This window comes from Curtobacterium sp. MCLR17_044 (assembly GCF_003234435.1).
GTDB lineage: Bacteria > Actinomycetota > Actinomycetes > Actinomycetales > Microbacteriaceae > Curtobacterium > Curtobacterium flaccumfaciens.
This window is the reverse complement of the sequence record NZ_QKTC01000015.1, coordinates 84,915-109,245: the sequence shown is the minus strand read 5'-3', so window position 1 is coordinate 109,245 and position 24,331 is coordinate 84,915. Positions and strand designations below refer to the sequence as shown.

Below are 24,331 nucleotides of genomic sequence, written 5' to 3'. Positions count from 1 at the left end.
CCTCCCGTCCGTTCGTGGTCGCGTTCGCGAGCCGCTGGTCGCGTTTGCGACCAGCGTCAGAAACGCTCGCCGGTGGGGTCGAGCGCCGTGCGGTCGATGAGCTGGTCGCCGCCGACCGGCTCGCCTTCCCAGTCCACCAGGCGCCAGCCGTCGGCGAACGAGCCCTCGAGCTCCACGATGCCGGTGTTCTCCAGGTGGCGCTTCGTGCCGAAGTGGTCGGGGGTGTTCTGCGCAGCCGCGCTCGCCCACGTGCGGATCGCGGCACCGTGACTGACGGCGGCGGCGACCGCGACCCCGGTGGCCTCGATCTGCCGGACGGCGTCGTCGTAGCGTTCGAAGAACTCGACGCCGCTCTCGGCACCGGGCATCCGGGTCGTGCGGTCACCGCCGGACCAGCCGTGCACGGTGGAGATGTAGGTCTGCACGGACACCTTGTCGCTCTTGCCCTGGGTGTCGCCCGCCTCGATCTCGCGCAGGCCCGGGAGCACCACGGGCTCGAGGCCGAGCGAGGTCGCCAGGGGCGCCGCGGTGATCTGCGTGCGGACCATCGTCGACACGAACAGTCGCTCGATCCCCCGGTCGGCGAGTGCTGCGGGCAGGGCGTCGGCCTGCTGCTGCCCGAGCTCGGTCAGCCCCGGTCCGGGCACCACGGCATCGAGGATGCCGTGCACGTTCGCGGGGGTCTGGCCGTGGCGGATGAGCAGCAGTCGCATGCCGCCACCCTACGGACCGCCGCTGACGTCAGCCCTGCCGGGTGTTCCAGCGGGGGTTCTTCTTGTTGATGACGTAGACGCGACCCCGGCGTCGGACCACCTGCGAGCCGGGGATCTTCTTCAGGGCCTTGAGGGAGTTGCGGACCTTCACGACGAGCCTCCTTGTTGATAACGGTTTTCAGTTACAGTAGCGGACATGCGTGCTGCTGCCATCACCCTCGTCACCGCCCTGCACCAGGTCGACGCCGACCGCGTCGCCGCCCGGATCTCGGACGGACACCGGATGCACGTCGCCGGGAGTGCCTTCGCCACTGCCCGCGCCGTGGCCGACCGGGCCGACCAGCTCGACCGGGTCTGCGGACCCGACGCGGGCCACGGGCTCGTCGTCACCTTGCACCCCGGGGCCGATGCCCGAGCCGTCGGCATGCTGCTCGCCAACGCGGCACGGTCCGAGACCGGCGACGACCGGGTGCTGCGGCACGTCGTCGGGGTGCTGCGGGCCGACGACGTCGCGCACCTGCTGTGGTCGGACGTCGACGACGCGTTCGTGGCCGCGGACCGGATGGCCGCACTCGTCGAGTACGCGACGGTGATCGCCCTCGACCGCATCGAGCCGCTGTCCGGCCGTCGGCGTCGGGCGCTCGTGTCACTGCTGCACCGGATGGCACCCCAGGCCGTGATCGTCGCCCTGCCCGCGATCCGGAGCGCCGCCGACCTGCCGGCGTCGAACGGTGGAGCCGCGCGGGTGCTCGCCACCGGCGCCGGCTGGATGCGCGCGCTGTCGAGCGGCGCGGACACCGGGCGCGAGGCCCGCGATGCCCTGGTCTCGATGCGCTACCGGGAGCCGCTGCCCTTCCACCCCGGACGACTCTCGACCGTCATCGCCGAGGACCTGTCCGCCGGGGTGAACGGCCGCGTGCTGCGGTCGCGGGGGTTCTTCCGCCTGGCGTCCCGGCCGGACCACGTCGGCTCGTGGTCGAGTTTCGGGTCGATGCTCGCGCTCGACCCCACCGCGAACCCGTCGTGGGACGCCGACGCCCCGATCGGGCAGGCGCTGTGGTTCGTCGGCGAGCAGCTCGACGTCCGGGCGATCGAGCGGGCGCTCGACGGGGCGCTGCTCACGCCGTCGGAGCTGCTCGCCGGGCCGGACGTGTGGCGCGGCTGGCCGGACCCGTTCCCGGTGTGGCCCGCGGTCGACCCGGCATCGGAGCACCGGCACGAGTGAGGGTGCGCGTGGGCAGGGGCGGCTGCGCACTCGTCTTGCGACAGAGCACGAGTCGATCGACGCGTGCATCGTCGCCTCATGCGCACACATCCGCTCCGTGCGCATGCTGCGACAGAACGCGCGTCGATCGTCGCGTGGATCGTCGCAGTGTGCGCACGCACGGACGGGAGGCGCGGTGCGGGTCGGACCCGCACCGCGCCTCCCGTCCGTGGTCACGTCGAGAACCGCAGCGTCACCGCACCGGCGACGCCTCCCGCGCAGCAGCCTCGCGCGCAGCAGCAGCCGCCGCGTCCTGCGCCGCGAACGGCAGGTCACCGAGGTCCAGGTGCGGGTTCGTGTCCTGCGTGAGCACGAGCTCCTTCGCCTCGTCCGCGGTCTCCACCGCCGGCATCGACCCGGGCAGCGGGCGCTGCGAGGACTCCTTCATGCAGAAGACACCGATCGCTCCGACGACGCTCATCGCCATCAGGAAGTACGCCGGCGCGAGCTCGTCACCCGTCGCGGTGAGCAGCGCCTGCACGATCAGGGGCGTGGTCCCACCGAACACCGCGATCGCGATGTTGTAGGCGAAGCCCATGCCGCCGTACCGCGTCGAGGTCGGGAACAGCGCCGGCAGCGACGCGGCCTGGTTCGACACCCACAGCGCGGTCATGAGCGCGAGCAGCCCGAGGCCGGCGAGCGTCGACCACTGCGCCCCGTGCCCGATGAGCATGAACGCCGGCACGACGAGCACGACGGTGGTGGCGGCACCGATCCACATCACGACGCGGCGGCCGAGGCGGTCGGAGAGCTTGCCGGTCAGCGGGAGCATCACCGCGAGCAGCAGGAGCACCGGGATCGTCAGCAGCGTGCCGTCGATGGCGGAGTACCCGAGCGAGTCGGTCAGGTACGTGGGCATGTAGGAGGTCAGGGCGTAGCCGACGGTGTTCGACGCGGCGACGAGCATGATCGCGATGACGATCGGACGCCAGTGCTGACGGACCATCGCGACGACGTTGGCCGGACGCTCACCGTCGAAGGACGCACGGGACTCGGTCGCGGCCTCCTGCGCGGCCTGGGTCGCCTGGAACACCGGCGACTCCTCGATCCGCAGACGGAAGTAGATGGCCACGACGCCGATCACACCGGCCGCCAGGAACGGGAAGCGCCAGCCGTACGCGGTCATCGCTTCTTCGCCCAGGGTGAGCTGCAGCACCGACACGACCGTGGCACCGAGCGCGAAGCCCAGGTAGCTGCCGAAGTCCAGGATGCTCGCGAAGAACCCGCGACGGCGGTCCGGGGCGTACTCCGTGACGAACGTCGTCGCCCCGGCGTACTCACCACCGGTCGAGAAGCCCTGCGCGAGCTTGAGCACGACGAGCAGGATCGGGCCGAAGACGCCGATCGTCGCGTACGCGGGGAGCGCCCCGATCAGGAACGTCGACGCCGCCATCATGATCAGCGTCGTCGCGAGCACCTTCTGCCGGCCGATCTTGTCGCCGAGGCGTCCGAACACGATGCCACCGAGCGGTCGCGCGATGTACGTCGCCGCGAACACCCCGAGGCTGAACAGGATCTGCACCGAGGGCTCGGCCGTCGGCAGGAAGACCTTCCCCATCGTCACAGCCAGGTAGCCGTACACACCGACGTCGTACCACTCCATGGTGTTGCCGACGACCATGCCGCTGACGGCTCGTCGCATCATGCTCTTGTCGACCACGGTGACGTCGCTCTCGCGCAGCCGTCGGTGCGGTCGGGGGTGGGTACTGCTGGGGTCGGAACCCATGCATCGCTCCTCGAGAAGATCGGTGGGCCGTCGGGAACCGGCCCAGAACAGCGAGCGACGTTACCGAGCAACCGAAATGTCATTGGCCGGTGATTCTCAGGGAACGGCGTGTCACCCGAACGGGGGTCCCCGCCGATCCGCACCAGTCCGGCGAACCCGGAAGCTGAGTAACGAGGCCATAACATCGGCCCATGGCGATCGAACCCGAGACGAAGAACTGGACGTGGGTCATCGAGTCCGCGTGTCCCGAGTGCGGCTACGACGGCAGCGCGGTCACCGTCCGCGACGTGCCGGGCATCATCGACGAGAACACCACCGGGTGGCCAGCGGTGCTCGACCGCGACGACGTCCGCGACCGCCCCGACGACCACACGTGGTCCCCGCTCGAGTACGGCGCCCACGTGCGGGACGTGCACCGGAAGATGGCGGAGCGCCTCGAGCTGATGCTCACCGAGGACGCCCCGACGTTCCCGAACTGGGACCAAGACGCCACCGCCGTCGAGGACCGTTACGGCGAGCAGGACCCCGCGGTCGTCGCTCGGGAACTGCGGGAGTCGGCAGACCGCGCGGCCCGGGCCTTCGCGGCGGTGCCCGACGAGGTGCTCGAACGCACCGGGCTCCGGTCCGACGGCAGCGCGTTCACCGTCGCGACGCTCGCCACCTACTACGCGCACGACCCGGTGCACCACCTGTGGGACGTGCGGCGCGCGCTCTAGACGTGGGGACCACCGGCCTGGAGGCGCGGTGCGGCCCCGCCCCGCGCCTCCAGGCCGCCTGCGGTCACCCCCGGATCCGGGCGTACCTGCCGAATCCGGGCGTACCTAACGGATCGGGCGTACCTGCCGGAATCGGGCGTACCTACCGGACTCGGGCGTACCTGCCGGAATCGGGCGTACCTACCGGATCCGGGCGTACCTACCGGAACCGGGCGTACCTGCCACGAAGAATCGACCAGGTATGCCCGAATCCACCCGCCATCGCACGCGTGATGGGAAGGATCGCGCTCAGGCGAGTGCGTCGAGCACGGCACGCGCCGTCGCGGCGTCCGTCACCAGCTCGTTGACCAACCCACCCCGCACCGCGGCCACGATGCTCGTGACCTTGGCGCTGCCCACGGCGACCCCGACCGCGTGCGGCACGGTCGACAGGATCTCGCGCGAGGTCCGCACCATCCGGTCGCTGCCGGGGAACTCGATCGGCGAGCCGTCCGCGGCGTAGAAGTTCAGGCAGACGTCGCCGGCCGCCCGGTCGAACGCGGCGTCCTCGACCGGGATGCCCCGGGCCAGGGCGTCCCGCGTGTGGGTCGGCGCCCCGATGCCGAGGATCGCGCCCTTCGCCCGGCTCCAGAGCCCGACGACGTGCTGGAACGCCGGGTCCTCGTCGAGGGTGGACCGCATCGCCGGGGACGGCAGCGCCTGGGCGAACAGGAACGCCGGGATCGCGCCGGAGTGCTCCGCGGCCGTCCGGGTGATCTCGTTCGTCTGGAACCACGGCATCGGGTCGGCCTGCCCGCCCACGGTCGGGACGAGCTGCACGCCGGGCATGGTCGGCATGCCGGACCGTGCGACGTCGTACACGGTGCGGCCGGACGACATCAGGACGGCGTCACCGGGGACGAGTCCCATGCCCTCGACCGCGGCGGCCAGCGGCGCGGCCAGGTCGGCGCCGAGCGTGGCGGCATGAGTGACCGCGGCGAGGTGGACCGCGCGCAGCCCGAGCACGACCTGCAGCCGTTCGGCGAGCGCCACGGTCTCGTCCTGGAACGGGTCGACGACCTCGATGCGGACGAGTCCGGCCTTGCGGGCCTCGGCCACGAGCCGCGAGACGGTCGGGCGTGAGACGCCGAGGCGCGAGGCGATCTCGACCTGCGTGGCGTCCTCGAGGTAGTACATCCGCGCCGCCTGGTAGACGGTGTCCAGCGGGAACCGGGTGCGCGACGCATCGGGGCCGGGGCCAGCGGTGCTCTCGGACGACATAGAGCAGGACCCTTCGACTCGATCGGACACCGCGATCGTAGTCCGAGCAGGGCTCAGCGGATCGTGAACCCGCCGTCCACACGGAGGTCCGCACCGTTCACCATGGCGCTCGACTCCCCTGCCAGGAACAGCACGGCCGCGGCGATCTCGTCGGGTGTCGCGAAGCGGCCAGTGGGGATCTCGTCCTGGTGCCGGATGCCGTTCTCGTTCGCCCAGGCCGCACGGCCGAGGTCGGTGAGGACGACGGTCGGCGACACGGTGTTCACGGTGACGCCGCGTCCGCCCCACTCGAGCGCGAGCACCGTCGTCAGGCCGATGACGCCGGCCTTCGATGCGCAGTAGGCGGCGTGCCCGTCGATGCCGACGTGGGCCGCCTGCGACGCGATGTTCACGATCCGCCCGTACCCGGCGTCGAGCATGTGCCGGCCGACGGCCTGCGCCACGCGGAACGTGCCGGTCAGGTTGACGTCGATGGTCGCCGCCCAGGTCTCGGCAGTCAGGTCCTCTGCCGGGGCGAGCGCGGCGATGCCAGCGCAGTTCACCAGCACGTCGACGCCGCCGAAGAGCCGGACGACGTCCGCCACGGTGCGGGTCACGGAGTCGGCATCGGTCACGTCGCAGGCGAACCCGGCGTGGAGGCCCGTGGCCGCGCCCGCCCCGTCGGTGGCGGCGTCCGCCCCGGCCGTCACGGGCGCCGCGGACGTGGGCAGGTCCGCCGCCGCCGTCATGGCGCCGTCGGCGCGGACGTCGACGACGGCGACACGGGCACCCCGTGCAGCCAGGGCCCGGGCGATGGCGTTGCCGATGCCCGACGCCCCGCCGGTCACCACCGCCGTACGGCCGCTGAAGTCGTTGGTCAGGTCGATCGTGTCGGGGCCCGGTCGGAGGGCCGCGGCGAAGTCCGTCGTCATGTTCGCTCCCTTGCGTTCGGTGCCGAACCTATCAGAAATTGTGTTCTGGACAAACGTTCTGGAAGGTGTACAGTCATCGCCGAAGCCACCCAACGGAGGAACAGCTCATGTCGACGACGACCGAGAACGCGGCCACGACCGCCCCCACCACGATCCCCACGACGATGCGCGCCGTCGTCGTCCACGGCCCCGGTGACTACCGGCTCGAGGAGCGTCCCGTCCCGACGCCCGGCCCCGGGGAACTCCTGCTCCGCACCGACGCCGTCGGCATCTGCGCGAGCGACCTGAAGTGCTACCACGGCGCCGCGAAGTTCTGGGGCGACGAGAACCGTGCGGCCTGGGCGGAGCGGGACCGCATCCCCGGACACGAGTTCGTCGGCACGATCGTCGCCGGTGACGACGCCGCCCTGGCCAAGCGCGGCGTCGACCTGGGCGACCGGATCGCCTGCGAGCAGATCGTGCCGTGCTGGGAGTGCCGCTACTGCCTCGAGGGCGCGTACTGGATGTGCAACGTGCACGACATGTTCGGCTTCAAGGGCTACGACGGCGCGATGGCCGAGTACGTGCTCGTGCCGGCGAAGGCGCTGACCCACCCGGTGTCGAAGGCGCTGCCCGGCCAGGTCGCCGCGTTCTCCGAGCCGTTGTCCTGCGCCTTCCACGCAGTCGAGCGCGGGGACATCAAGTTCGGCGACACCGTGGTGATCGCCGGTGCCGGCCCGATCGGCCTCTCCGCCATCGCCGGTGCGCGGCAGAAGAACCCGCTCCGGATCATCGCGCTCGACGTGGTCGAGGCGAAGCTCGAGCTGGCTCGCAAGGTCGGCGCCGACCTCACGATCAACATCGCCCAGGAGGACGCGGTCGCCCGGGTCAAGGAGCTCACCGACGGCTACGGCGCCGACGTCTACATCGAGGCCACCGGGCACCCGTCCGCGGTGCCGCAGGGACTGAACCTGCTCCGCAAGCTCGGGACCTTCGTCGAGTACTCGGTGTTCAAGGACGACGTGTCCGTGGACTGGTCGATCATCTCGGACGACAAGGAACTCGACGTGCGCGGCGCCCACCTCGGCCCGCACACCTGGCCGGCGGCGATCAAGCTGCTCGAGGCCGAGACCCTGCCGATGTCGGAGATCTGCACGCACCAGTTCCCGCTCGAGCAGTTCCAGGAGGCCCTCGACCTGGTCGGCGACTCCGCCGGTGCCAGCGTCAAGGTGTCGATCATCCCGTCCCTGACCGCCCCCACCACGGCCGCACAGGTCGCTCAGGCCTGACCGACTCCGCCAGCAGGGAGAGAACGAGCATGTCAGCGACGACAGCCCGCGCCACCGGCGCCCGCACGACCGCGCCCCGCACCGAGGGCCGCCTGGACCGGATGGGCATCCCCCGTCCGCTCGCCCTCGGGTTCGTCGCCGTCCTGGTCTTCATGACCGGGAACGGCGTCGAGTCGAACTTCATCACGCCGCACATGGTGGCGGTCCTCGGCAGCCCCGAGGCCACCGTGGCGACGATCGTCACGTTCTACAGCCTGGCCGCACTGATCGGCAGCTACATCTCGGGGGCTCTGTCCGACCTGGTCGGCCCGCGCCGCGTGATGATCCTCGGCTTCGCCGTCTGGGTCGTGTTCGAGGTCCTGTTCCTGCTGGCACTCGGCGCCGGCAGTGTCCCGTTCGCCGCCGTCACCTACGCGTTGCGCGGGTTCGGCTACCCGCTGTTCGCCTTCGCGTTCCTGGTCTGGGTGAACATCACCACCCCGGTCGAACGGAACGGCTCGGCGGTCGGCTGGTTCTACGTCGCCTTCACGGGTGGCCTGCCGACCCTCGGCTCGCTGTTCGCGATCGGTGCCATCCCGGTGTTCGGCGGCGGAACGGTCGGTGAGACCGGCGCGATGGTCGCCTCGATCGGTCTCGTCGTGATCGGGTTCCTCATCATGCTGTTCGGCGTCCGGCTGCCGAACGGGTTCACGCGCATCGCCCCCGCCGGCGAGAGCGCCTGGCAGGTGCTGACGAGCGGCATCCGCCTGACGGTCACGCGACCGAAGATCCTGATGGGCTTCCTCGTCCGCCTGATCAACACCGCGCCGGAGTTCGGCATGTTCGTCGTGCTCCCCGCGGTCATCGCGAACGAGCGCGGCTGGGGCCAGAGCCGCTGGCTGCTCATGACCGTCTGCGTCTACGCGACGAACATCCTGGTCAACGCCCTGTTCGGCTGGGTCGGCGACAAGATCGGCTGGCAGCGCACCGTCAAGTGGTTCGGCATCGTCGGCTCCGCCCTCGGGCTCATCGCCTGGTGGTACGTGCCGCAGCTCGTCCCCGCCGGTTCGGACTGGGGCTACGTGCTCTCCGTCGTCGCCGGGTGCGTGTTCGGCTGTCTGCTCGCCGGGTTCGTGCCGATGGGCGCGATCATGCCGGCGCTCGCCCCCGAGCACAAGGGCGCCGCGATGGCGATGTACACCACGGCCGCCGGGGGCGCCGCGTTCCTCGGCACCGGCGTCGTCGCCGCGGTCTTCGCCCTGGGCGGCGGCGGCCAGGCCGCCACGTGGACGTTCGTCGGCCTGTACGCCTGCGCGTTCGTGATGATCCACTTCCTCAAGGTCCCGCAGGGCGACCGAGGACACTGAGTTCCGGGCGACGACGGCCGTCCCGTCGTCGCCCGGTGCACCATCCCACCACCATCCCCGGAGGACCCGCACCATGACCACGATCCACGACGACCCGGACGAGTTCGCCGAAGACCAGCTGAGCGGCTGGCTCGCGCTCTACGCCGACCGGGTCCGCGGCGTCCACGGCGGCGTCGTCACCCTGCCCACCGAGGGGGCCGCACCGCAGGTCGCCGTCGTCGTCGGGGGCGGCTCCGGCCACTACCCCGCGTTCTGCGGCGTCGTCGGCCCGGGCTTCGCCACCGGCGCCGTCGTCGGCAACGTCTTCACCTCGCCGTCGACCGCGCAGGTCTACTCGGTCGCCAAGGCCGCCGACCAGGGCCGCGGTGTCGTGCTGTCGTTCGGCAACTACGCCGGTGACACCATGAACTTCGGGCTCGCGGCCGAGCGGCTGCGTGCCGAGGGCATCGACACCCGCATCGTCGTGGTCACCGACGACGTCGCCAGTGCCGACGACGAGACGAAGCGCCGCGGCATCGCCGGTGACTTCTCCGTCTTCAAGGCGATGGGCGCCGCCGCTGCCGAGGGAGCCGACCTCGACGAGGTCGAACGGATCGGCCGGGCGTCGAACGCCGCGACCCGCACCATCGGCGTCGCGTTCTCCGGCTGCACCATGCCCGGTGCGACCGAACCGCTGTTCACCGTCCCCGACGGCCACCTCGGCCTGGGGCTCGGCATCCACGGCGAGCCGGGCATCCAGGACGTCCCGCTGCTCCGGGCGACGGACCTGGCGTCCCTGCTCGCCGAACGACTGCTCACCGACCGCCCCGCAGCCGCCGGCTCCCGGGTCGCCCCGATCCTCAACGGGCTGGGTGACACCAAGTACGAGGAGCTCTTCCTGCTCTGGGGCCGGGTGCTGCCGCTGCTGCAGGACGCCGGGCTCCAGGTCGTCGAACCCGAGGTCGGCGAACTCGTCACGAGCCTCGACATGGGCGGCTGCTCGCTGACGCTGCAGTGGCTCGACGACGAACTCGAACGGCTCTGGCGCGCCGACGCCTACACGCCCGCGTACCGCAAGGTGGCGGCGCCGGTCGCGGCGCTCGTGCCGGCCGACGCGGTGGACGCCGCCGAGGACGAGGCGACGGTCGTGCCGGAGGCGACCGATGCCTCCCGGCAGGCCGCGCAGACGGCGCGAGCCGCCGTCGAGGCGATGGACGCGCTCCTGCGCGAGCACGAGGAGACGCTCGGCCGCATCGACGCGGTCGCCGGGGACGGCGACCACGGCCGCGGCATGGTCAAGGGGATCGGTGCGGCGCGCAAGGCGGTCGACGGACTCGGCCCGGAGGCCGGGGTCGCCTTCGTCCTCGGACGCGCCGGTGACGCGTGGGCCGCGTTCGCGGGCGGCACCTCCGGTGTCCTGTGGGGCGCCGCACTCGAGGCGTTCGGCCGCTCCCTCGGCGACGACGGCGAGTCGTACCAGGCGTCCGACGTCGTCGACGCGGCGCAGGCCTTCGCCGACTCGATCGTCCACCTGGGCGGGGCATCGCGCGGTGACAAGACGCTGCTCGACGCGCTGCTGCCGTTCGTGGACGAACTGCGCGGGGCCGTCGACACCGGCGCACCGCTCGTGGCAGCGTGGGAGACCGCGGCGCGGGTCGCGGTCGAGCAGGCCGAGGCCACCGCCGACCTCACGCCGAGGGTCGGACGGGCCAGGCCGCTGGCCGAGAAGAGCCTGGGGACACCCGACGCGGGTGCCACCTCGATGGGGATGATCCTCACGCGGATCGGCGAGGTCCTCGCCGCCCGTGCTGACAAGGAAGGAACACACGCATGACGTACCGTCTCGTGATCGGGTCCGACGACGCCGGGTTCGACTACAAGGAGATCATCAAGGCCGACCTGCTCGCCGACGACCGGGTGTCGGACGTCACCGACGTCGGCGTCGACGCGGACGGCCACACCGCCTACCCCCACGTCGCCGTGGACGCTGCGCGCCTGGTGGCGAACGGCGAAGCCGACCGGGCGATCCTGATCTGCGGCACCGGCCTCGGTGTGGCGATCAGCGCCAACAAGGTGCCGGGCATCCGTGCCGTCACCGCGCACGACTCGTACAGCGTGGAACGGTCGATCCTGTCGAACGACGCCCAGGTGCTCTGCATGGGGCAGCGCGTCGTCGGCGTCGAGCTCGCCCGCCGTCTGGCGAAGGAGTGGCTCGGCTACGAGTTCGACCGTTCCAGTGCCAGCGCCGAGAAGGTGCAGGCGATCTGCGAGTACGACGGCAGCGCGCCCACCGGGGTCGACGCCCAGGCGTAAGCAGGGTTCCGCACGACACCGGTGTTCGCGCGCTGAACACGCCCGTTCGGGTGTTCGGCACGCGAACACCGGTGTCTTGCGAGCCATCCCGCGCCGCTCACCCGCGCGCGGCCAAGCGGTGCACGACGGCCTTCGTCGCCTCGTACAGCTCGCGGTAGTCCCGGTAGCCGGCCTCGTACGCCGCGGTCGCCGCAGGGTCCGGTTCGATCACCGTCGCCGGCGGGTTCCACGCACCGATGTCCACGGTGTCGCCCGGCCCCGCGACGAGCTCGGCAGCCAGGTACGCCGAGCCGAAGCACGCACCGATCGTCACGCTCGGCACCGTCTGCCGCAGCCCGGTGACGTCCGACACGATCGTGGGCCACAGCCGTCCGAGCAGCCCGCCGCCGGCCCCGACGAGTTCGCGGACCTCGACCCCGGCGTCGCGCAGGGCCTCGAGGTGGTGCCGCACCGCGTACGCCGTCGCCTCGAGCGTCGCCCGGTAGATGTCCCCGCGCGTGTGCCGGACCGTCAGCCCCGCGAGCACTCCGCGGGCGTCGGGGTCGGCGATCGGCGTCCGCTCCCCCGCGAAGTACGGCAGCATCAGCAGCCCGTTCGCCCCGATGCCGGAGCACCGCGCTTCCTCGAGCATGGTCGACCACTCGCCGTCGACCAGCCGTCGCAGCCAGTCCGTGATCGCCCCGGAGGTCGCCATCCCCCCGGACACGCTCGGCTGGCCCGGGTGCGTGCCGACGGTCGTCCACATCCCCGGCACCGCCGTGGGTTCGGCCGTCGGCACGATCATGAACATCGTGGTGCCGTACTGCAGGAACATCCGGCCCGGCACGGACTCACCGACGCTCACGCCCTCGGCCCAGGCGTCGATGGTCCCGGCCGTCACGGGGATGCCGGCCGGGAGGCCCGTGGCCGCGGCCGCCTCGGGCGTCACGACGCCCGCCTGGTCGCCCGACCACAGCAGGCGCGGCATGGCGAGACCGGGTGCCAGCCGGTCGCACCACTCCGGGATCCACCGGTTCGCGTGCACGTCGTAGAGGGGTGTCGTCTGACTGGCCGAGTGGTGGTCGAGGACGTACTCGCCCGTCAGCCGCTCGACCACGCGGGACGACGGCATCGTGAACCGGGCAGCCCGCGCCCAGACGTCGGGTTCGTGCCGGGCGAGCCAGGCGAGCTTCACGCCGGCGGCCTGGGTGCTCAGGGCGGACCCGCAGCGGGCCCGGATCGCGTCCTCGCCGCCGAGCTCGGCCGCGACGTCGTCGAGCAACTCCGCCGTGCGTGTGTCGATGCCGTACAGGATCGCCGGACCGAGCGGCGCACCGTCGACGTCGGTCAGCAGCGCGCACGGTCCGATGCCGCTCACGCCGACCGCCTGCACCTCGACGTCGGGCACGCGGTCGAGCAGGGAGCGGGTGAGGGTGGTGAACTCCTCCCACCAGACGTCGGAGTCCATCTCGACGAGGCCCTGCTCGGGGCGGTCGACCTCGTGGCGACGGCTCACCTCGGCGAGCACGGTGCCGTCGAACCGGGCCAGCAACGCCTTCGTGCTCGACGTCCCGATGTCCAGACCGAGCACCGCTCGCATGCCGCCTCCTTCGCCGCCACGCGACCGCCGCCGGTCGCGCCACGAGTCTACGAGCGACGCCCAGCTGCCTGTCGGGGGCCGGACGTACGGTACCGACGACTCCAATGCTCCACGAGGGGAACCCGATGAAGAAGTCAGCCTGGCTGCCAGCCGTCATCGCACCGGTCGTCGTCGCCGGCGCCGTTGCCGCCCCGATGATCGCGAACGCCGCGAACGACCCGATCGCGGGGACGAACCCCAGCGCGTCGGACGTCATCGCCAGCATCGCGAAGTCGTCGGACGCCCAGTACTCGGGCAAGCTCTCGCAGACGAGCGCACTCGGGCTCCCCGAACTGCCCACCGGGTCCGGCGGCTCCTCGCTCGAGGGCGACGCCTCCGACGTGCTCGGGCTGCTCACCGCGTCGCACACCGCCCGTGTCTACGTCGACGGCCCCGACAAGCAGCGCGTCCAGCTGACGCAGCAGCTCGCCGAGCAGGACGTCGTCCGCAACGGCTCGGACGTCTGGACCTGGGACTCGAAGGAGCGCACGGCCACGCACGTGACGCTGCCGAGCGACACCGCGGAGGACCCGCGGGGCGGCACGACCACCCCGGCGGACATCGCGAAGCAGGCCATCGACGCGATCACCCCGACCACCACCGTGTCGAAGCCGACCGAGGTCAGCGTCGCCGGACACGACGCCTGGCAGATCACCCTGACGCCGAAGTCGTCCGACACCCTCGTCGGAGCCGTCCGGCTGGCCGTCGACCAACAGACCGGACTCCCGCTCCGCGCGAGCGTCCAGGCCGCAGGCGCGGACGACCCCGCGGTGCAGGTCGGGTTCACGAGCCTCGACTACGGTGCCCCCGCTGCCCGGCTCTTCGACTTCACCCCGCCGTCGAACGCGAAGGTGACCGAGAAGGACCTGCCCGAGGCCGGATCCCACACGAAGGGCGAGCACGGCGACCACCGTGGCACCCCGAGCGGTGACGAGCCGACCTTCACGGGCACGGGCTGGAGCACCATCGCCGAGCTCCCCGCCGGCACGGTCGACCGGTCCGGGCTCGAGGGCGAGGCCTCCGGCCTGCTCGACCAGCTGACGAAGCCCGTCGACGGCGGCCGTGCCGTGCAGACGTCGCTCGTCTCGGTCTACCTGACCGACGACGGCCGCGTGCTCGCGGGTGCCGTGCCGGTCGCCTCCCTGGTCGACGCCGCGAAGTGAGCGCGGACGACCACCAGGCGAGCACGGCCGGGCCGGCACCCGACCTGGCGATCCGCACCACGGGCCTCCAGAAGGTGTTCCGCAAGCAGCGTGCGGTCGACGGGATCGACCTGGCGGTGCCGCGCGGCGCGGTGTTCGGGTTCCTCGGGCCGAACGGTTCCGGCAAGACCACCACGATCCGGATGCTGCTCGGGCTCTCGAGCGCGAGCGGCGGCACCATCGAGCTGCTCGGCGAACCGATGCCGAAGGCGCTGCACGACGTCCTGCCCCGCGTCGGCGCGCTCGTCGAGGGGCCGGCCTTCTACCCGTACCTGTCCGGCCGGGCGAACCTGCAGCGCTTCGACGCCGCCGACCCCACGTCGGACCCGCGCACCCGCAAGGCCCGCGTCGCCGATGCCCTCGACCGCGTCGGGTTGACCCACGCGGCCGACAAGAAGGCGCACGCGTACTCCCTCGGCATGAAGCAGCGGCTCGGTCTCGCGAACGCCCTGCTGTCCCCGCGCGACCTGCTGGTGCTCGACGAGCCGACGAACGGCCTCGACCCGCAGGGCACGCGCGAGGTCCGCAACCTCATCCGCTCCCTGGCCGACGACGGCACCACGGTGTTCGTGTCGAGCCACCTGCTCGCTGAGATCGAACAGGTCTGCACGCACGCAGCCGTCATGCGGACGGGCAAGATCGTCGCGCAGGGCCCCCTCGACGAGCTGCGCGCAGCCGGGGCCCGCACCGTGACCGTGCGGACGCCCGACGTCGGGCAGGCCGGTGCCGTCCTCACCCGACTCGGGCTCACCCCGCGGCACGACGGCGGGGCCGACGTGCTGGTGGCCGACCTGCCGAACGCGCTGCTGCCCGAGACGATCACCGCGGAGCTCGTGCGCGCCGACGTCCGGGTGCGCGGTCTGACGGTGGGCGGCGGCACCCTCGAGGACCTGTTCGTCGCACTCACCGGAGAGGGATTCGATGTCGCAGCCTGACGCGGCCGTGCGCGACCTGCCCGTCCGCCGCCGGCAGCGCCCGTTCGCACTGCTCGGTTCCGAACTCGCGCTGGTGTTCCGGCGTCGCCGCACCTGGGCGATGCTCGGGGCACTCGCGCTCGTGCCGATCCTGATCGCGGTCGCCGTGAAGCTCACCACCGACGGCGACGACGGCGGGCCGGCGTTCCTCGGCGACATCACCAACAACGGCCTGTTCGTCGCGTTCACCGCACTGACCGTGTCGATCCCGCTGTTCCTGCCGCTGACCGTCGGCGTGGTCGCCGGGGACACCGTCGCGGGCGAGGCCAGCCACGGCACGATCCGCTACCTGCTCGTCGCGCCGACGGGCCGCGTGCGGTTCATCCTGGTGAAGTTCGCCGGTGCCGTCGCGTTCTGCCTGGCCGCCACGCTGCTGGTGGTGCTGGTCGGCGCGGCGATCGGCGCCGTGCTGTTCCCGATCGGCCCCGTCACGCTGCTCTCCGGCACCCAGGTGGGCGGCTGGTCGTACGCCGGCCGTGCCCTGCTGCTCGCGCTGTACGTCGCGATGTCGATGCTCGGGCTCGTGGCGATCGGCATGTTCACGTCGACGCTGACGAACGTGCCGGTCGGGGCGATGGCCGCGACGGTCGTGCTCGCCGGGGCGTCGCAGGTGCTCGACCAGCTCCCCCAGCTCGACTGGCTGCACCCGTTCCTGTTCTCGCACCAGTGGCTCGGGTTCGGCGACCTGCTGCGCGACCCGATCTCGTTCGACTCGTTCGGGTCGAACGCGGTGCTGCAGCTCGGGTACGTCGTGGTGTTCGGGGCGCTGGCGTACAGCCGGTTCGCCTCGAAGGACATCCTGAGCTGACGCGGCAGGGGCCCGGCAAGAAGGTGCCGGGCCCCTGCGAGGATCAGCTCGCGGGCGACGCCGATCCACCGGCCATCGTCTCCGTGTCGGTCCCCCGCGCATCGGCGTACCGGTCGCGCAGGTCACGGGCCTTCTCGGAGCGGTACCAGTCGAGCCGTGCCCCGGTCTCCACCGTCTGCATCCCGATCACGACCTTGCCGCGGGACTTCATCTCGGCCAGGTCCTCGTACGCCTCGACGATGTACTCGAACGGGTAGAAGCCCGAGATCAGCACCTGCACGCGGCGGTCCTGCACGGCCTTCGCCAGCAGGGTGAGCAGCTCGCGCGTCTCCTCGTCCTCGGCGGGTGCGCGGAGGAACCGGACCTCGATGTCCCGGCGCTCCTCGGACGACACGAACCGCTCCTGGCCGACGCCGAGCCGTTCGGCCAGCAGCTCGGCGTTGCTCTCGCCGTGGTTGTCGATGAACGCGGTGATCGGCCGACCGTCGGCGATGTCGCGGATGCGGTCTTCCTCGCCCTCACCGTAGGCGACGGGCAGCGTGCCGATCTGTCGCAGGTAGTCGTGGTTGCGGGGGCTGCCGAGGGCGATCACGGTCGCGCCGGCGTCGTGCGCCAGCTGGCACTCGATGTGTCCGACGCCACCGGCTGCGGCCGAGATCACGACGGTGTCCTGCGGTCCGAGCCGGAGCGACCGGACGACCGACACCGCGGTGCAGCCCGCCAGGTACAGGCCGCCGGCGACCTCCCACCCGACGTGCTCCGGCTTCTTGATGACGGCGCCGCGCGGCACCGCGATCCACGTGGCGTGGGCACCGCCGGTCGGCGCGTGCCCCATCACCTCGTCGCCGATGCGGAGGTCCTTCACGCCGTCGCCCCGCGCGCGCACGATGCCGGCGAAGTCGACGCCCTGGTGTGCGGGGAACTCGAGGTCGACGTGGTCGCGGAGCTTCCCCTCGCGCAGGAACCGCTCGATGTGGTTCAGGCCCGCGGCCACGATCTCGACGACGATCTCGCCCGGTCCGGCCTCGGGCTTCTGCTGGGGGACGAGCTCGACGACGTCGAAGTCGCCGTACCGGTCGTACTGCACTGCACTGCCGACTCGCATGGGTGCTCCTTCGCTCCAGGTGTGCGTCCGTGCTACTCGGTGTTCCCGCACGCAACCCGAAGACGTGGGGTACCGCGGCTGTGGACGTGACCAGACGACGGACTGGAGGCCCGTGGCGGCGCCGCCACGGGCCTCCAGGCCGCCGTCACGCGCGTCCACCGCGCGTGGGGACCGGGCTCAGTGCTTGCCGGCGGCCGCGATGACGGCGCGGACCGTCTCGGGGTCGAGGCGGAACGCCCGCGGGTCGGCGTCGCCCCGGGGCACGCGGACCGGTGTCGACCAGACGGAGCCGTCCGCGGCGACGTCGACGACGAGGGCGCCGCTGTCGACGACGGCGGATTCCTCGTCGTACGGGCCGACGACGTCGGTGTCGTTCGCGACACCGGGGGCGACGAGGACCGGGACGCCGGCGAGCGCCCCGGCGAAGTGGTGGTGGTAGTGGCCTGCGAGGACGACCCGCACGTCGGAACCGCGGATGACGTCGGCGAGCGCCTCGGGGTTCTGCAGGCGGAGGGCTTCGTGCAGCTCGGTCGGGGCGGGCAGCGGCGGGTGGTGCAGGACGACGACGGTCCCGTGCGGGGCATCGTCCGGGCCGCTGTGGGCGTCTTCGGCGAGGGCCGTGCGCAGGTGCTCGAGCGCCGTGTCGCTGAGCTCGCCGTACCCGGCACCCGGGACGCTCGTGTCGACGGTCACGATCCGGCGCCCGGCGACGACCGACTGCCCGGAGACGGGCACCGTCGGCGGCAGGTACTCCAGCGTGTGCATCAGCGCCGTGCCGCCCTGGCCCAGGACGTGCCCGTTCGCCAGGACCTGCCGGAAGCCCTCGCGCAGGTCGTGGTTGCCGGGGACCACGACGACGGCCGCGCCGTGCCGCTCCGCCCAGACGCCGACGCGGTCGCGCACGGTCGCGTAGGACTCCGGGCTGCCGTCCTCGGAGACGTCGCCCGAGACCACCACCAGCCCGATGCCGGGCACCGCGTCGACGTGGGCGAGCAGCAGTTCGAGCGCGGCCGTGGTGTCGACCGCGCCCTGGTGCAGGGACCCGTCGCCGGTCAGATGGGTGTCGGAGAGGTGGAGGATGCGGAGGGTCCCGGCTGCTGGCGGCTGCATGCGTCCACGGTAGCCACGGCCCCCGTCAGTCCGGCGCGGCCGCCAGCTGGTCCTCCAGGTTGAACACCTCGGGCAGCACCCGCGCCGTCTGGTCGGCGCGCCCGGTGGCGCCGGCGAAGAGGTCCTGCATGTGCGCCTCCCACGCCGTGGCCACCTCGGACGCGGCGAGCGCGGCGTCCGCATCGGCCACCGAGTCCGTCTCGTAGTACCCGATGAGCAGTCCGTCGTCGTCGAGGAACAGCGAGTAGTTCCGCCGCCCCGCCGCCGCGATCGCCCGGAGCATCGCCGGCCACACCGCGGCGTGCCGCTCGCGGTAGGCGTCGAGCAGCTCGACCTGCACCTGCAGCCGGAAGCAGACGCGGGTCACCGGCCGGCCTGTTCGCGGCGACGCTGCTCGGCGTCGTGGACGGTGCGCTCGTCGGCGGTGCGGACCGTCCCGGTGACCGTGGTGACGGTGCCGTAGCGCTCGGCCTCGATCGCCTCGAGGGTCTTGCCCTGCGTCCGCGGTGCCCAGATCGTGCCGACCAGGAACGACAGCGCGAGGAGGCCCAGGATCAGGCCGCCGAGGGCCCGCAGCCCGATGTCCGACAGCAGCAGCGGGAACCAGATGCTCAACAGGCCGACCATGACGCGGGCGGCCAGGAACAGCACGCCCTGGGCGCTGGCGCGGTACCGGGTGGCGAAGAGCTCGCTCGTCCAGAGGCCGTAGAACGCCTGCGCGCCGATGCCCGACGAGATGCCCCACGCCACGGCGAAGAACAGCAGGGTGCCGAGGTTGGCGGGCGCGTAGATGAGGACGGCCCACGCGATGATCGCCAGCACGGCCCCGGCGGCGTAGAGCGCTCGGCGGCTGACCCGGTCGGCGTACCGCATGAAGCCGAAGTACGTCGCGGCCACGGTGCAGCCCCAGACCAGGATCTGCAGTCCGTACTGCTCGGTGACGCTCGTGACCCCGGTCGCCGCGTACACCCGTGGCTGGAAGATGCCGGCCTGACCGGCGACGGTGTTCCAGAGCGCGTAGACGCCGAACAGGAACAGCATCGCGGTCAGGTTCTTCCGGCGGCTGAACAGCTGGGTGATCCCGTGGAAGAAGTTCGCCGTGCCGGTGGCCGCGCGCTCGTCCTTCCAGATCGCCGACTCGGGCAGCCCGCGGCGGAGCCACCACACGATGGCGGCGACGACGAACAGGTGGGCGAAGATGAGGCGGCTGCCGAGCAGGCCGAGCGGGGCCGCGGCGATCGCCAGGGCGAACCCGACCATCGGCCCGATCGACCACGCGAGCTGTGCCGTGCCGACGTGGGCCGCGCGCTTGTCCGCAGGGGCCTGCTCGGCGATGTAGGTCCAGCTCGCCGGCACACCCGCACCGACGGCGATGCCGGTCAGGATGAAGCCGACCAGGAGCATGCCGTAGCTGCCGGCGAACACCGCGAGCAGGATGCCGAGCATGTAGAGGAGCAGGTCGTACGTGTAGATGAACTTGCGGCCGTACCGATCGCACAGCGGTCCGCCGACGATCGCGCCGACGGCGGCACCGAAGGCGTTCGCGGACAGGCTCGCGAGCAGGCCGACCTCGAGGTCGCCGATCCGGAACTCCGCCTGCCACAGGCTCAGGCTCGTGGCGATCGCGATGATCGACCCCGACTCGATGTAGTTCGACATGGCCACCGAGACGGTGGCCTTCCAGCCCGTGGTGTTCCGGGCTCCGATGCGGACCGCCATTGGTCCTCCGTTCGCGTGTTCGTCGGTGAATCGTTTCAACGGGACGACGAGGACGATAGCGCTCCGGTGCGTGCGCTGGCAAGAGCGGGTTCTCGGGCACCAGCCGCCTACCTCGCACCGTGCGCGGGCAGTCGACGCAACCACCCCACGGACGGGAGGCCCGGTACCGGCCCGCCCCGCGCCTCCCGTCCGCGTTTTCCACAGATCACGGCGCGGGCCGACCGCGCGGACCGCGCCGATGCCAGGATGGCCACATGGCGGTCAGTGTGCGAGAGGTGGCAGCGCTCGCGGGCGTGTCCCTCGGCACGGTGTCGAACGTGCTGAACCGCCCCGACAAGGTCGCTCCCGGCACGGTGGAACGCGTGCAGTCGGCGATCGCGACGCTCGGGTTCGTCCGCAACGACTCCGCACGGCAGCTCCGGGCCGGACGCAGCTCCACCGTCGGGCTCATCGTGCTCGACGGCGGCAACCCGTTCTTCACCGACGTCGCCCGGGGCGCCGAGGACGCTGCGATGGACAACGGCCTCGCGGTGCTGATCGGCAACTCCGACGAGTCGACCGAGCGCGAACGCACCTACGTCGACCTGTTCGAGGAACGCCGTGTCGCCGGACTCCTGATCTCCCCCGCCGGCGACGACCTGTCCCGGCTCGCGCGGCTGCGCGACCAGGGCACCGCCGTGGTGCTGGTGGACCGTCGCGCCGACGACGAGCACTTCGCCTCGGTCTCCGTCGACGACGTCGCGGGTGGCCGCATCGCGGTCGAGCACCTCGCGGCGATCGGCCGCACCCACATCGCCTTCGTCGGCGGGCCGTTCGGCATCCGCCAGGTCGCCGACCGGCACGCCGGGGCACTCGCCGCCGCACAGGCCGCGGGCATCCGGCTCGAAGCCCTGCCGACCACCTCGCTGTCCGTGCTCGAAGGGCGCCGCATCGGCGAAGCGATCCAGGCCCGCCCGGCCGCCGAACGCCCGGACGCCGTCTTCGCCGCCAACGACCTGCTCGCCGTCGGGCTCGAACAGGCCTTCATCATGCGCGGCACCATCGCGGTGCCCGAGCAGATCGCCATCGTCGGCTACGACGACATCGCGTTCGCCGAGTCCGCCGTGGTCCCGCTGACGTCGGTGCGGCAGCCCGCGCAGGACCTCGGCCGCCGCGCGATCGAACTCCTGACGAAGCAGGTCGAGCAGGGGCAGGACATCGACCTCGAGCACGTGGAGTTCACACCGGAGCTCGTGGTGCGGCAGTCCTCCGTCGCCGACGCCTAGGGCCCGGTCCGGACACGGCTCCCCCGCCGCCTACGATCGGAGCATGGTGCATGTCCCCCGGCGCGACGGTCCGCCGAGCGTGCACCACGTCGCAGCCCGGGCCGGCGTCTCGCTCGCCACGGTCTCGAACGTCCTGAACCACCCCGAGCGGGTCGCCGACGCCACCGCCGCACGCGTGCGGGATGCGATCGACGCGCTCGGGTACACCCCGAACCGCAACGCCCGCGCCCTGGTGTCCGGCAGCACACGAGCGATCGGCCTGGTCGTGATGTCGCTGCGGAACTCCCTGTTCAGCGACATGGTCAACGGCGCGCAGCTGGCCGCCCGGGAACGCGGCTTCACCCTGCTGATCGCCAGCAGCGAGGACGACCTGCAGGCGCAGGGCGAACACCTCGCCTACCTCGAGAGCGCCCGGGTGTCGGGGATCCTGCTCGCCTCGATGACGGAGTCCCGCGACCAGGTCGAGGTCGCGCGGCGACACGGCCGACCCGTCGTGTACGTCAACTACGAACCGACCGAGCTCGACGCGTGCGCGGTGGTCGTGGACAACGAGCAGGCCGGGTTCCTGGCGACCGAGCACCTGATCGACCGCGGCTGCCGACGCATCGGGTTCGTGAGCGCCCGTCCGGACCTGCAGCCCGTCGACCGCCGACGGGCCGGCGTGCTGCGGGCCGTCGCGGCGCACCCCGGGGTCGCACTCGTCGACGTCGACGCCGGGGACATCGACCCGCCCGGAGGCACCGACGCCGGGCTCCGCATCGCACGGATGCCCGAGGACGAACGCCCCGACGGAGTGCTGGGCGTGACCGACCTGCTCGCGATGGCGGTCGTCTCCGAGCTCCGAGCCGCCGGGATCCGTGTCCCCGAGGACATCCCCGTGTCGGGCTGCGACCACAACTCCGTGGCGTGGGGTGGTGCGGTGCCGCTCACCTCGGTGACGATGCACGGCTCCGAGATGGGTGCGGCTGCGGTGGAACTGCTGCTCGAGGAGCTCACCGACCCGATGCACGTACACCGGACCGTCGTGCTCGGCAGCGAGCTGGTGCCGCGCGAGAGCACGCTCGGCCGCGAGGGTGCGGCTGCAGCGGCCGCCGCCGCAGCCGTCGCCGGCACGACACCGAGCGACCCGCGGCGCACCGAGGCCTGACCGGCGGCGGACCAACCCGCGAAAGCGACACTTCTGCGGGTCGTCGCTGCGTCCGGTCCGCGAGAGCGACAGATCGGCGCGAACGTTCGGCGGCACACTGTCGCTTTCGCGGACAGCGGGCCGCGGGCTGCGGGCTGCGGGCTGCGGGCAGCGGGCAGCGGACTGCGGGCCGGGCCGGCGCGCACGAGGCGACGCGGGCCGGTGGACGCGACCGGGCGCCGGACGGGAGGCGCGGGGCGGGGCCGGTACGGGCCTCCCGGCCTGCGGGCGGCGCGACCACCGCACGGTGCAGCACCGCGCGTCGGCTCGGTGCGAGGTTGCGCACTCCGTGCGAGCCCGCGCGCCCGTCACCGAGCGTGGAACCTCGCACCGAACGCCAAACGACGAGCGAGCGAACGAGCTGCGCGTAACGAAATCGGCACAGCGATTGACACGCTTCAATCCTCGTGGTTCCATCCTGATTGAAACGTTCTAAAACGCAGTAACCGGACCCCGCGACGGTGCGGGATCCGGGTCCGTTTCACCCGGGGTACCCCAGCCCCGGGCCTTACGAGGAGGTAAGGAATGTCAGTTCGTTCCGTGACCAAGCGCGCGATCGCCATCGGCGGCGCGACGGTCCTGATCGGCGGGCTCGCAGCGTGCTCGTCCGGCGGCTCCGCCGACGAAGGCGGCGGCAAGGTCGAGATCACCTACCAGGCCGACAACGCCCCGGCCACCGCGGCCACCGCGAAGCCGCTCATCGAGGCCTTCGAGAAGGCCAACCCCGACATCACCGTCAAGTTCGACACCCGACCCCAGGGCACCGACGGCGACAACCTGATCAAGACCCGGCTGTCGACCGGCGAGGCCGCCGACGTCTTCAACTACAACTCCGGCTCGCTCATGCAGGCCCTCAACCCGGACAACACCCTGGTGGACCTGTCCGACGAGAAGTGGGCGAGTGACGTCGACCCGCAGTTCACCAAGGTCGTCAGCACCGACAAGGGCATGTACGGCGCCCCGTTCGGCACGAGCTTCGGCGGCGCGGTGCTCTACAACACGAAGGTCTACGACGACCTCGGCCTCAAGGTCCCGACCACGTGGGACGAGTTCATCAGCAACAGCGAGAAGATCAAGGACGCCGGCGACGTCGCCCCGATCATCCAGACCTACGGCGACACCTGGACCAGCCAGCTCTTCGTCCTCGGCGACTTCGCGAACATCACCGCGCAGGACGACAAGTGGGCGGACGACTACACCGCCAACAAGGAGTCCTACGCCGACGAACCCGCTCTCGCCGGGTTCGAGCACCTCGCCGAGGGCAAGGACAAGGACCTCTACAACGAGGACTACGCCTCGGCCACGCAGGCGAACGGCCTGAAGATGCTGGCCGACGGCACCGGCGCGCAGTACCCGATGCTCACGAACGCGATCTCGGCGATCCAGCAGGACTCCCCCGACGCCGTCGACGACATCGGCGCGTTCGCCCTGCCGGCCGAGGACGCCGCGGACACGAACCTGACGATCTGGGAGCCGAACGGCCTGTACATCCCGAAGACGACCACGGGCGACAAGCTGGCCGCGGCGAAGAAGTTCGTCGCCTTCGCGAACTCCACCGAGGGCTGCCAGGTGCAGAACGACACCGGCACCCCCGCCGGCCCGTACGTCATCTCGACCTGCTCGCTGCCGGACGACGTGCCCCCGATGATCGACGACCTGCAGCAGTACCTGGACGACGGCAAGGCGAGCCCCGCGCTCGAGTTCCTGTCCCCGATCAAGGGCCCGAACCTCGAGAAGATCTGCGTGCAGGTCGGCTCGGGCATCACCACCGCGAGCAAGGGCGCCGACCAGTACGACGACGACGTCGTCCAGCAGGCACAGCAGCTCGGCATCAAGGGCTGGTGATCG

Annotated in this window: 22 protein-coding genes; 12 read left to right on the top strand and 10 right to left on the bottom strand. The window is 71.8% G+C overall.

Annotation, left to right across the window (positions count from 1 at the left end):
* Positions 1–56 precede the first annotated feature (56 nt).
* Both DEJ04_RS12285 and ykgO read right to left on the bottom strand, forming a co-directional pair.
* Entirely contained in the window at positions 57–713 is a 657-nt protein-coding gene (locus tag DEJ04_RS12285; protein WP_111047239.1) for a histidine phosphatase family protein, read from the bottom strand.
* Positions 714–741: 28 nt separating this feature from the next.
* Positions 742–864, bottom strand: coding sequence for a type B 50S ribosomal protein L36 (ykgO, locus tag DEJ04_RS12280; RefSeq protein ID WP_017888460.1), 123 nt, complete (start codon positions 862–864; stop codon positions 742–744).
* A gap of 45 nt (positions 865–909) precedes the next feature.
* Here ykgO and DEJ04_RS12275 point away from each other — a divergent pair, with 45 nt between their 5' ends.
* Positions 910–1,938, top strand: a complete 1,029-nt coding sequence (locus DEJ04_RS12275; RefSeq protein WP_111047238.1) for a GTP-binding protein — start codon at positions 910–912, stop codon at positions 1,936–1,938.
* 232 nt (positions 1,939–2,170) lie between these two features.
* Here the strand turns inward: DEJ04_RS12275 and DEJ04_RS12270 are convergent, their stop codons facing one another.
* Positions 2,171–3,703, bottom strand: a complete 1,533-nt coding sequence (locus tag DEJ04_RS12270) for an MFS transporter (protein WP_111047237.1) — start codon at positions 3,701–3,703, stop codon at positions 2,171–2,173.
* Between the two features lie 191 nt (positions 3,704–3,894).
* On the opposite strand from DEJ04_RS12270, the gene DEJ04_RS12265 reads away from it, so the two are divergent.
* The gene (locus DEJ04_RS12265; protein WP_111047236.1) at positions 3,895–4,419 is read left to right on the top strand and encodes a DinB family protein; all 525 of its coding nucleotides are present in this window, start codon (positions 3,895–3,897) and stop codon (positions 4,417–4,419) included.
* 288 nt (positions 4,420–4,707) lie between these two features.
* Here DEJ04_RS12265 and DEJ04_RS12260 read toward each other — a convergent pair whose 3' ends face one another.
* Both DEJ04_RS12260 and DEJ04_RS12255 read right to left on the bottom strand, forming a co-directional pair.
* A complete protein-coding gene (locus tag DEJ04_RS12260) occupies positions 4,708–5,679 on the bottom strand; it encodes a sugar-binding transcriptional regulator (RefSeq protein WP_027466226.1) in 972 nt (323 codons plus the stop codon).
* A gap of 53 nt (positions 5,680–5,732) precedes the next feature.
* Complete coding sequence (locus tag DEJ04_RS12255) at positions 5,733–6,590, bottom strand: GolD/DthD family dehydrogenase (protein ID WP_111047235.1); 858 nt, start codon at positions 6,588–6,590, stop codon at positions 5,733–5,735.
* 107 nt (positions 6,591–6,697) lie between these two features.
* On the opposite strand from DEJ04_RS12255, the gene DEJ04_RS12250 reads away from it, so the two are divergent.
* From DEJ04_RS12250 to DEJ04_RS12235, 4 genes are all read left to right on the top strand, one after another.
* Entirely contained in the window at positions 6,698–7,858 is a 1,161-nt protein-coding gene (locus DEJ04_RS12250) for a zinc-binding dehydrogenase (RefSeq protein WP_111047234.1), read from the top strand.
* 29 nt (positions 7,859–7,887) lie between these two features.
* The gene (locus tag DEJ04_RS12245) at positions 7,888–9,204 is read left to right on the top strand and encodes an MFS transporter (protein ID WP_209082617.1); all 1,317 of its coding nucleotides are present in this window, start codon (positions 7,888–7,890) and stop codon (positions 9,202–9,204) included.
* A 73-nt stretch (positions 9,205–9,277) separates the two neighbouring features.
* Complete coding sequence (locus DEJ04_RS12240) at positions 9,278–11,017, top strand: dihydroxyacetone kinase family protein (RefSeq protein WP_111047233.1); 1,740 nt, start codon at positions 9,278–9,280, stop codon at positions 11,015–11,017.
* A complete protein-coding gene (locus tag DEJ04_RS12235) occupies positions 11,014–11,496 on the top strand; it encodes a ribose-5-phosphate isomerase (RefSeq protein ID WP_111047232.1) in 483 nt (160 codons plus the stop codon). Before DEJ04_RS12240 ends, DEJ04_RS12235 begins: the two co-directional genes overlap by 4 nt.
* 97 nt (positions 11,497–11,593) lie before the next feature.
* On the opposite strand, the gene DEJ04_RS12230 is transcribed toward DEJ04_RS12235, so the two are convergent.
* Positions 11,594–13,075, bottom strand: a complete 1,482-nt coding sequence (locus tag DEJ04_RS12230) for an FGGY-family carbohydrate kinase (protein ID WP_111047231.1) — start codon at positions 13,073–13,075, stop codon at positions 11,594–11,596.
* A 125-nt stretch (positions 13,076–13,200) separates the two neighbouring features.
* On the opposite strand from DEJ04_RS12230, the gene DEJ04_RS12225 reads away from it, so the two are divergent.
* The 3 genes from DEJ04_RS12225 to DEJ04_RS12215 are packed head-to-tail and all read left to right on the top strand — an operon-like array spanning position 13,201 to position 16,098.
* On the top strand, positions 13,201–14,277 hold the full coding sequence (locus DEJ04_RS12225) for an outer membrane lipoprotein carrier protein LolA (protein ID WP_146248703.1): 1,077 nt from the start codon (positions 13,201–13,203) through the stop codon (positions 14,275–14,277).
* On the top strand, positions 14,274–15,251 hold the full coding sequence (locus DEJ04_RS12220) for an ABC transporter ATP-binding protein (RefSeq protein WP_111047229.1): 978 nt from the start codon (positions 14,274–14,276) through the stop codon (positions 15,249–15,251). The genes DEJ04_RS12225 and DEJ04_RS12220 overlap by 4 nt, the downstream gene beginning before the upstream one ends.
* Positions 15,238–16,098, top strand: coding sequence for an ABC transporter permease (locus DEJ04_RS12215; RefSeq protein WP_027466217.1), 861 nt, complete (start codon positions 15,238–15,240; stop codon positions 16,096–16,098). The genes DEJ04_RS12220 and DEJ04_RS12215 overlap by 14 nt, the downstream gene beginning before the upstream one ends.
* Positions 16,099–16,141: 43 nt before the next feature.
* Here DEJ04_RS12215 and DEJ04_RS12210 read toward each other — a convergent pair whose 3' ends face one another.
* The 4 genes from DEJ04_RS12210 to DEJ04_RS12195 form a co-directional block, all read right to left on the bottom strand.
* Positions 16,142–17,203, bottom strand: a complete 1,062-nt coding sequence (locus DEJ04_RS12210; protein WP_051596869.1) for an NADP-dependent oxidoreductase — start codon at positions 17,201–17,203, stop codon at positions 16,142–16,144.
* Between the two features lie 177 nt (positions 17,204–17,380).
* On the bottom strand, positions 17,381–18,313 hold the full coding sequence (locus tag DEJ04_RS12205; protein WP_111047228.1) for a metallophosphoesterase: 933 nt from the start codon (positions 18,311–18,313) through the stop codon (positions 17,381–17,383).
* 25 nt (positions 18,314–18,338) lie between these two features.
* A complete protein-coding gene (locus DEJ04_RS12200; RefSeq protein ID WP_071247715.1) occupies positions 18,339–18,680 on the bottom strand; it encodes an L-rhamnose mutarotase in 342 nt (113 codons plus the stop codon).
* The gene (locus DEJ04_RS12195; RefSeq protein ID WP_071247718.1) at positions 18,677–20,032 is read right to left on the bottom strand and encodes an MFS transporter; all 1,356 of its coding nucleotides are present in this window, start codon (positions 20,030–20,032) and stop codon (positions 18,677–18,679) included. The genes DEJ04_RS12200 and DEJ04_RS12195 overlap by 4 nt, the downstream gene beginning before the upstream one ends.
* A gap of 254 nt (positions 20,033–20,286) precedes the next feature.
* Here DEJ04_RS12195 and DEJ04_RS12190 point away from each other — a divergent pair, with 254 nt between their 5' ends.
* The 3 genes from DEJ04_RS12190 to DEJ04_RS12180 all read left to right on the top strand — a co-directional run bounded on the left by DEJ04_RS12190 (position 20,287) and on the right by DEJ04_RS12180 (position 24,328).
* The gene (locus DEJ04_RS12190) at positions 20,287–21,297 is read left to right on the top strand and encodes a LacI family DNA-binding transcriptional regulator (protein WP_111047227.1); all 1,011 of its coding nucleotides are present in this window, start codon (positions 20,287–20,289) and stop codon (positions 21,295–21,297) included.
* A 43-nt stretch (positions 21,298–21,340) separates the two neighbouring features.
* The gene (locus DEJ04_RS12185; protein WP_111047226.1) at positions 21,341–22,444 is read left to right on the top strand and encodes a LacI family DNA-binding transcriptional regulator; all 1,104 of its coding nucleotides are present in this window, start codon (positions 21,341–21,343) and stop codon (positions 22,442–22,444) included.
* Between the two features lie 564 nt (positions 22,445–23,008).
* Positions 23,009–24,328, top strand: coding sequence for an ABC transporter substrate-binding protein (locus tag DEJ04_RS12180; RefSeq protein ID WP_111029963.1), 1,320 nt, complete (start codon positions 23,009–23,011; stop codon positions 24,326–24,328).
* Positions 24,329–24,331: the final 3 nt, after the last annotated feature.

Excerpts from the sequence above, each read along its gene's own strand:
- DEJ04_RS12215 (WP_027466217.1), top strand. The coding sequence starts at position 15,238 with ATGTCGCAGCCTGACGCGGCCGTGCGCGACCTGCCCGTCCGCCGCCGG.
- DEJ04_RS12240 (WP_111047233.1), top strand. The coding sequence starts at position 9,278 with ATGACCACGATCCACGACGACCCGGACGAGTTCGCCGAAGACCAGCTG.
- DEJ04_RS12180 (WP_111029963.1), top strand. The coding sequence starts at position 23,009 with ATGTCAGTTCGTTCCGTGACCAAGCGCGCGATCGCCATCGGCGGCGCG.
- DEJ04_RS12185 (WP_111047226.1), top strand. The coding sequence starts at position 21,341 with ATGGTGCATGTCCCCCGGCGCGACGGTCCGCCGAGCGTGCACCACGTC.
- DEJ04_RS12235 (WP_111047232.1), top strand. The coding sequence starts at position 11,014 with ATGACGTACCGTCTCGTGATCGGGTCCGACGACGCCGGGTTCGACTAC.
- DEJ04_RS12275 (WP_111047238.1), top strand. The coding sequence starts at position 910 with ATGCGTGCTGCTGCCATCACCCTCGTCACCGCCCTGCACCAGGTCGAC.
- DEJ04_RS12210 (WP_051596869.1), bottom strand. The coding sequence starts at position 17,203 with ATGCGAGTCGGCAGTGCAGTGCAGTACGACCGGTACGGCGACTTCGAC.
- DEJ04_RS12205 (WP_111047228.1), bottom strand. The coding sequence starts at position 18,313 with ATGCAGCCGCCAGCAGCCGGGACCCTCCGCATCCTCCACCTCTCCGAC.
- DEJ04_RS12285 (WP_111047239.1), bottom strand. The coding sequence starts at position 713 with ATGCGACTGCTGCTCATCCGCCACGGCCAGACCCCCGCGAACGTGCAC.
- DEJ04_RS12230 (WP_111047231.1), bottom strand. The coding sequence starts at position 13,075 with ATGCGAGCGGTGCTCGGTCTGGACATCGGGACGTCGAGCACGAAGGCG.
- DEJ04_RS12250 (WP_111047234.1), top strand. The coding sequence starts at position 6,698 with ATGTCGACGACGACCGAGAACGCGGCCACGACCGCCCCCACCACGATC.
- DEJ04_RS12270 (WP_111047237.1), bottom strand. The coding sequence starts at position 3,703 with ATGGGTTCCGACCCCAGCAGTACCCACCCCCGACCGCACCGACGGCTG.
- DEJ04_RS12190 (WP_111047227.1), top strand. The coding sequence starts at position 20,287 with ATGGCGGTCAGTGTGCGAGAGGTGGCAGCGCTCGCGGGCGTGTCCCTC.
- DEJ04_RS12265 (WP_111047236.1), top strand. The coding sequence starts at position 3,895 with ATGGCGATCGAACCCGAGACGAAGAACTGGACGTGGGTCATCGAGTCC.
- DEJ04_RS12195 (WP_071247718.1), bottom strand. The coding sequence starts at position 20,032 with ATGGCGGTCCGCATCGGAGCCCGGAACACCACGGGCTGGAAGGCCACC.
- DEJ04_RS12245 (WP_209082617.1), top strand. The coding sequence starts at position 7,888 with ATGTCAGCGACGACAGCCCGCGCCACCGGCGCCCGCACGACCGCGCCC.
- DEJ04_RS12260 (WP_027466226.1), bottom strand. The coding sequence starts at position 5,679 with ATGTCGTCCGAGAGCACCGCTGGCCCCGGCCCCGATGCGTCGCGCACC.
- DEJ04_RS12225 (WP_146248703.1), top strand. The coding sequence starts at position 13,201 with ATGAAGAAGTCAGCCTGGCTGCCAGCCGTCATCGCACCGGTCGTCGTC.
- DEJ04_RS12255 (WP_111047235.1), bottom strand. The coding sequence starts at position 6,590 with ATGACGACGGACTTCGCCGCGGCCCTCCGACCGGGCCCCGACACGATC.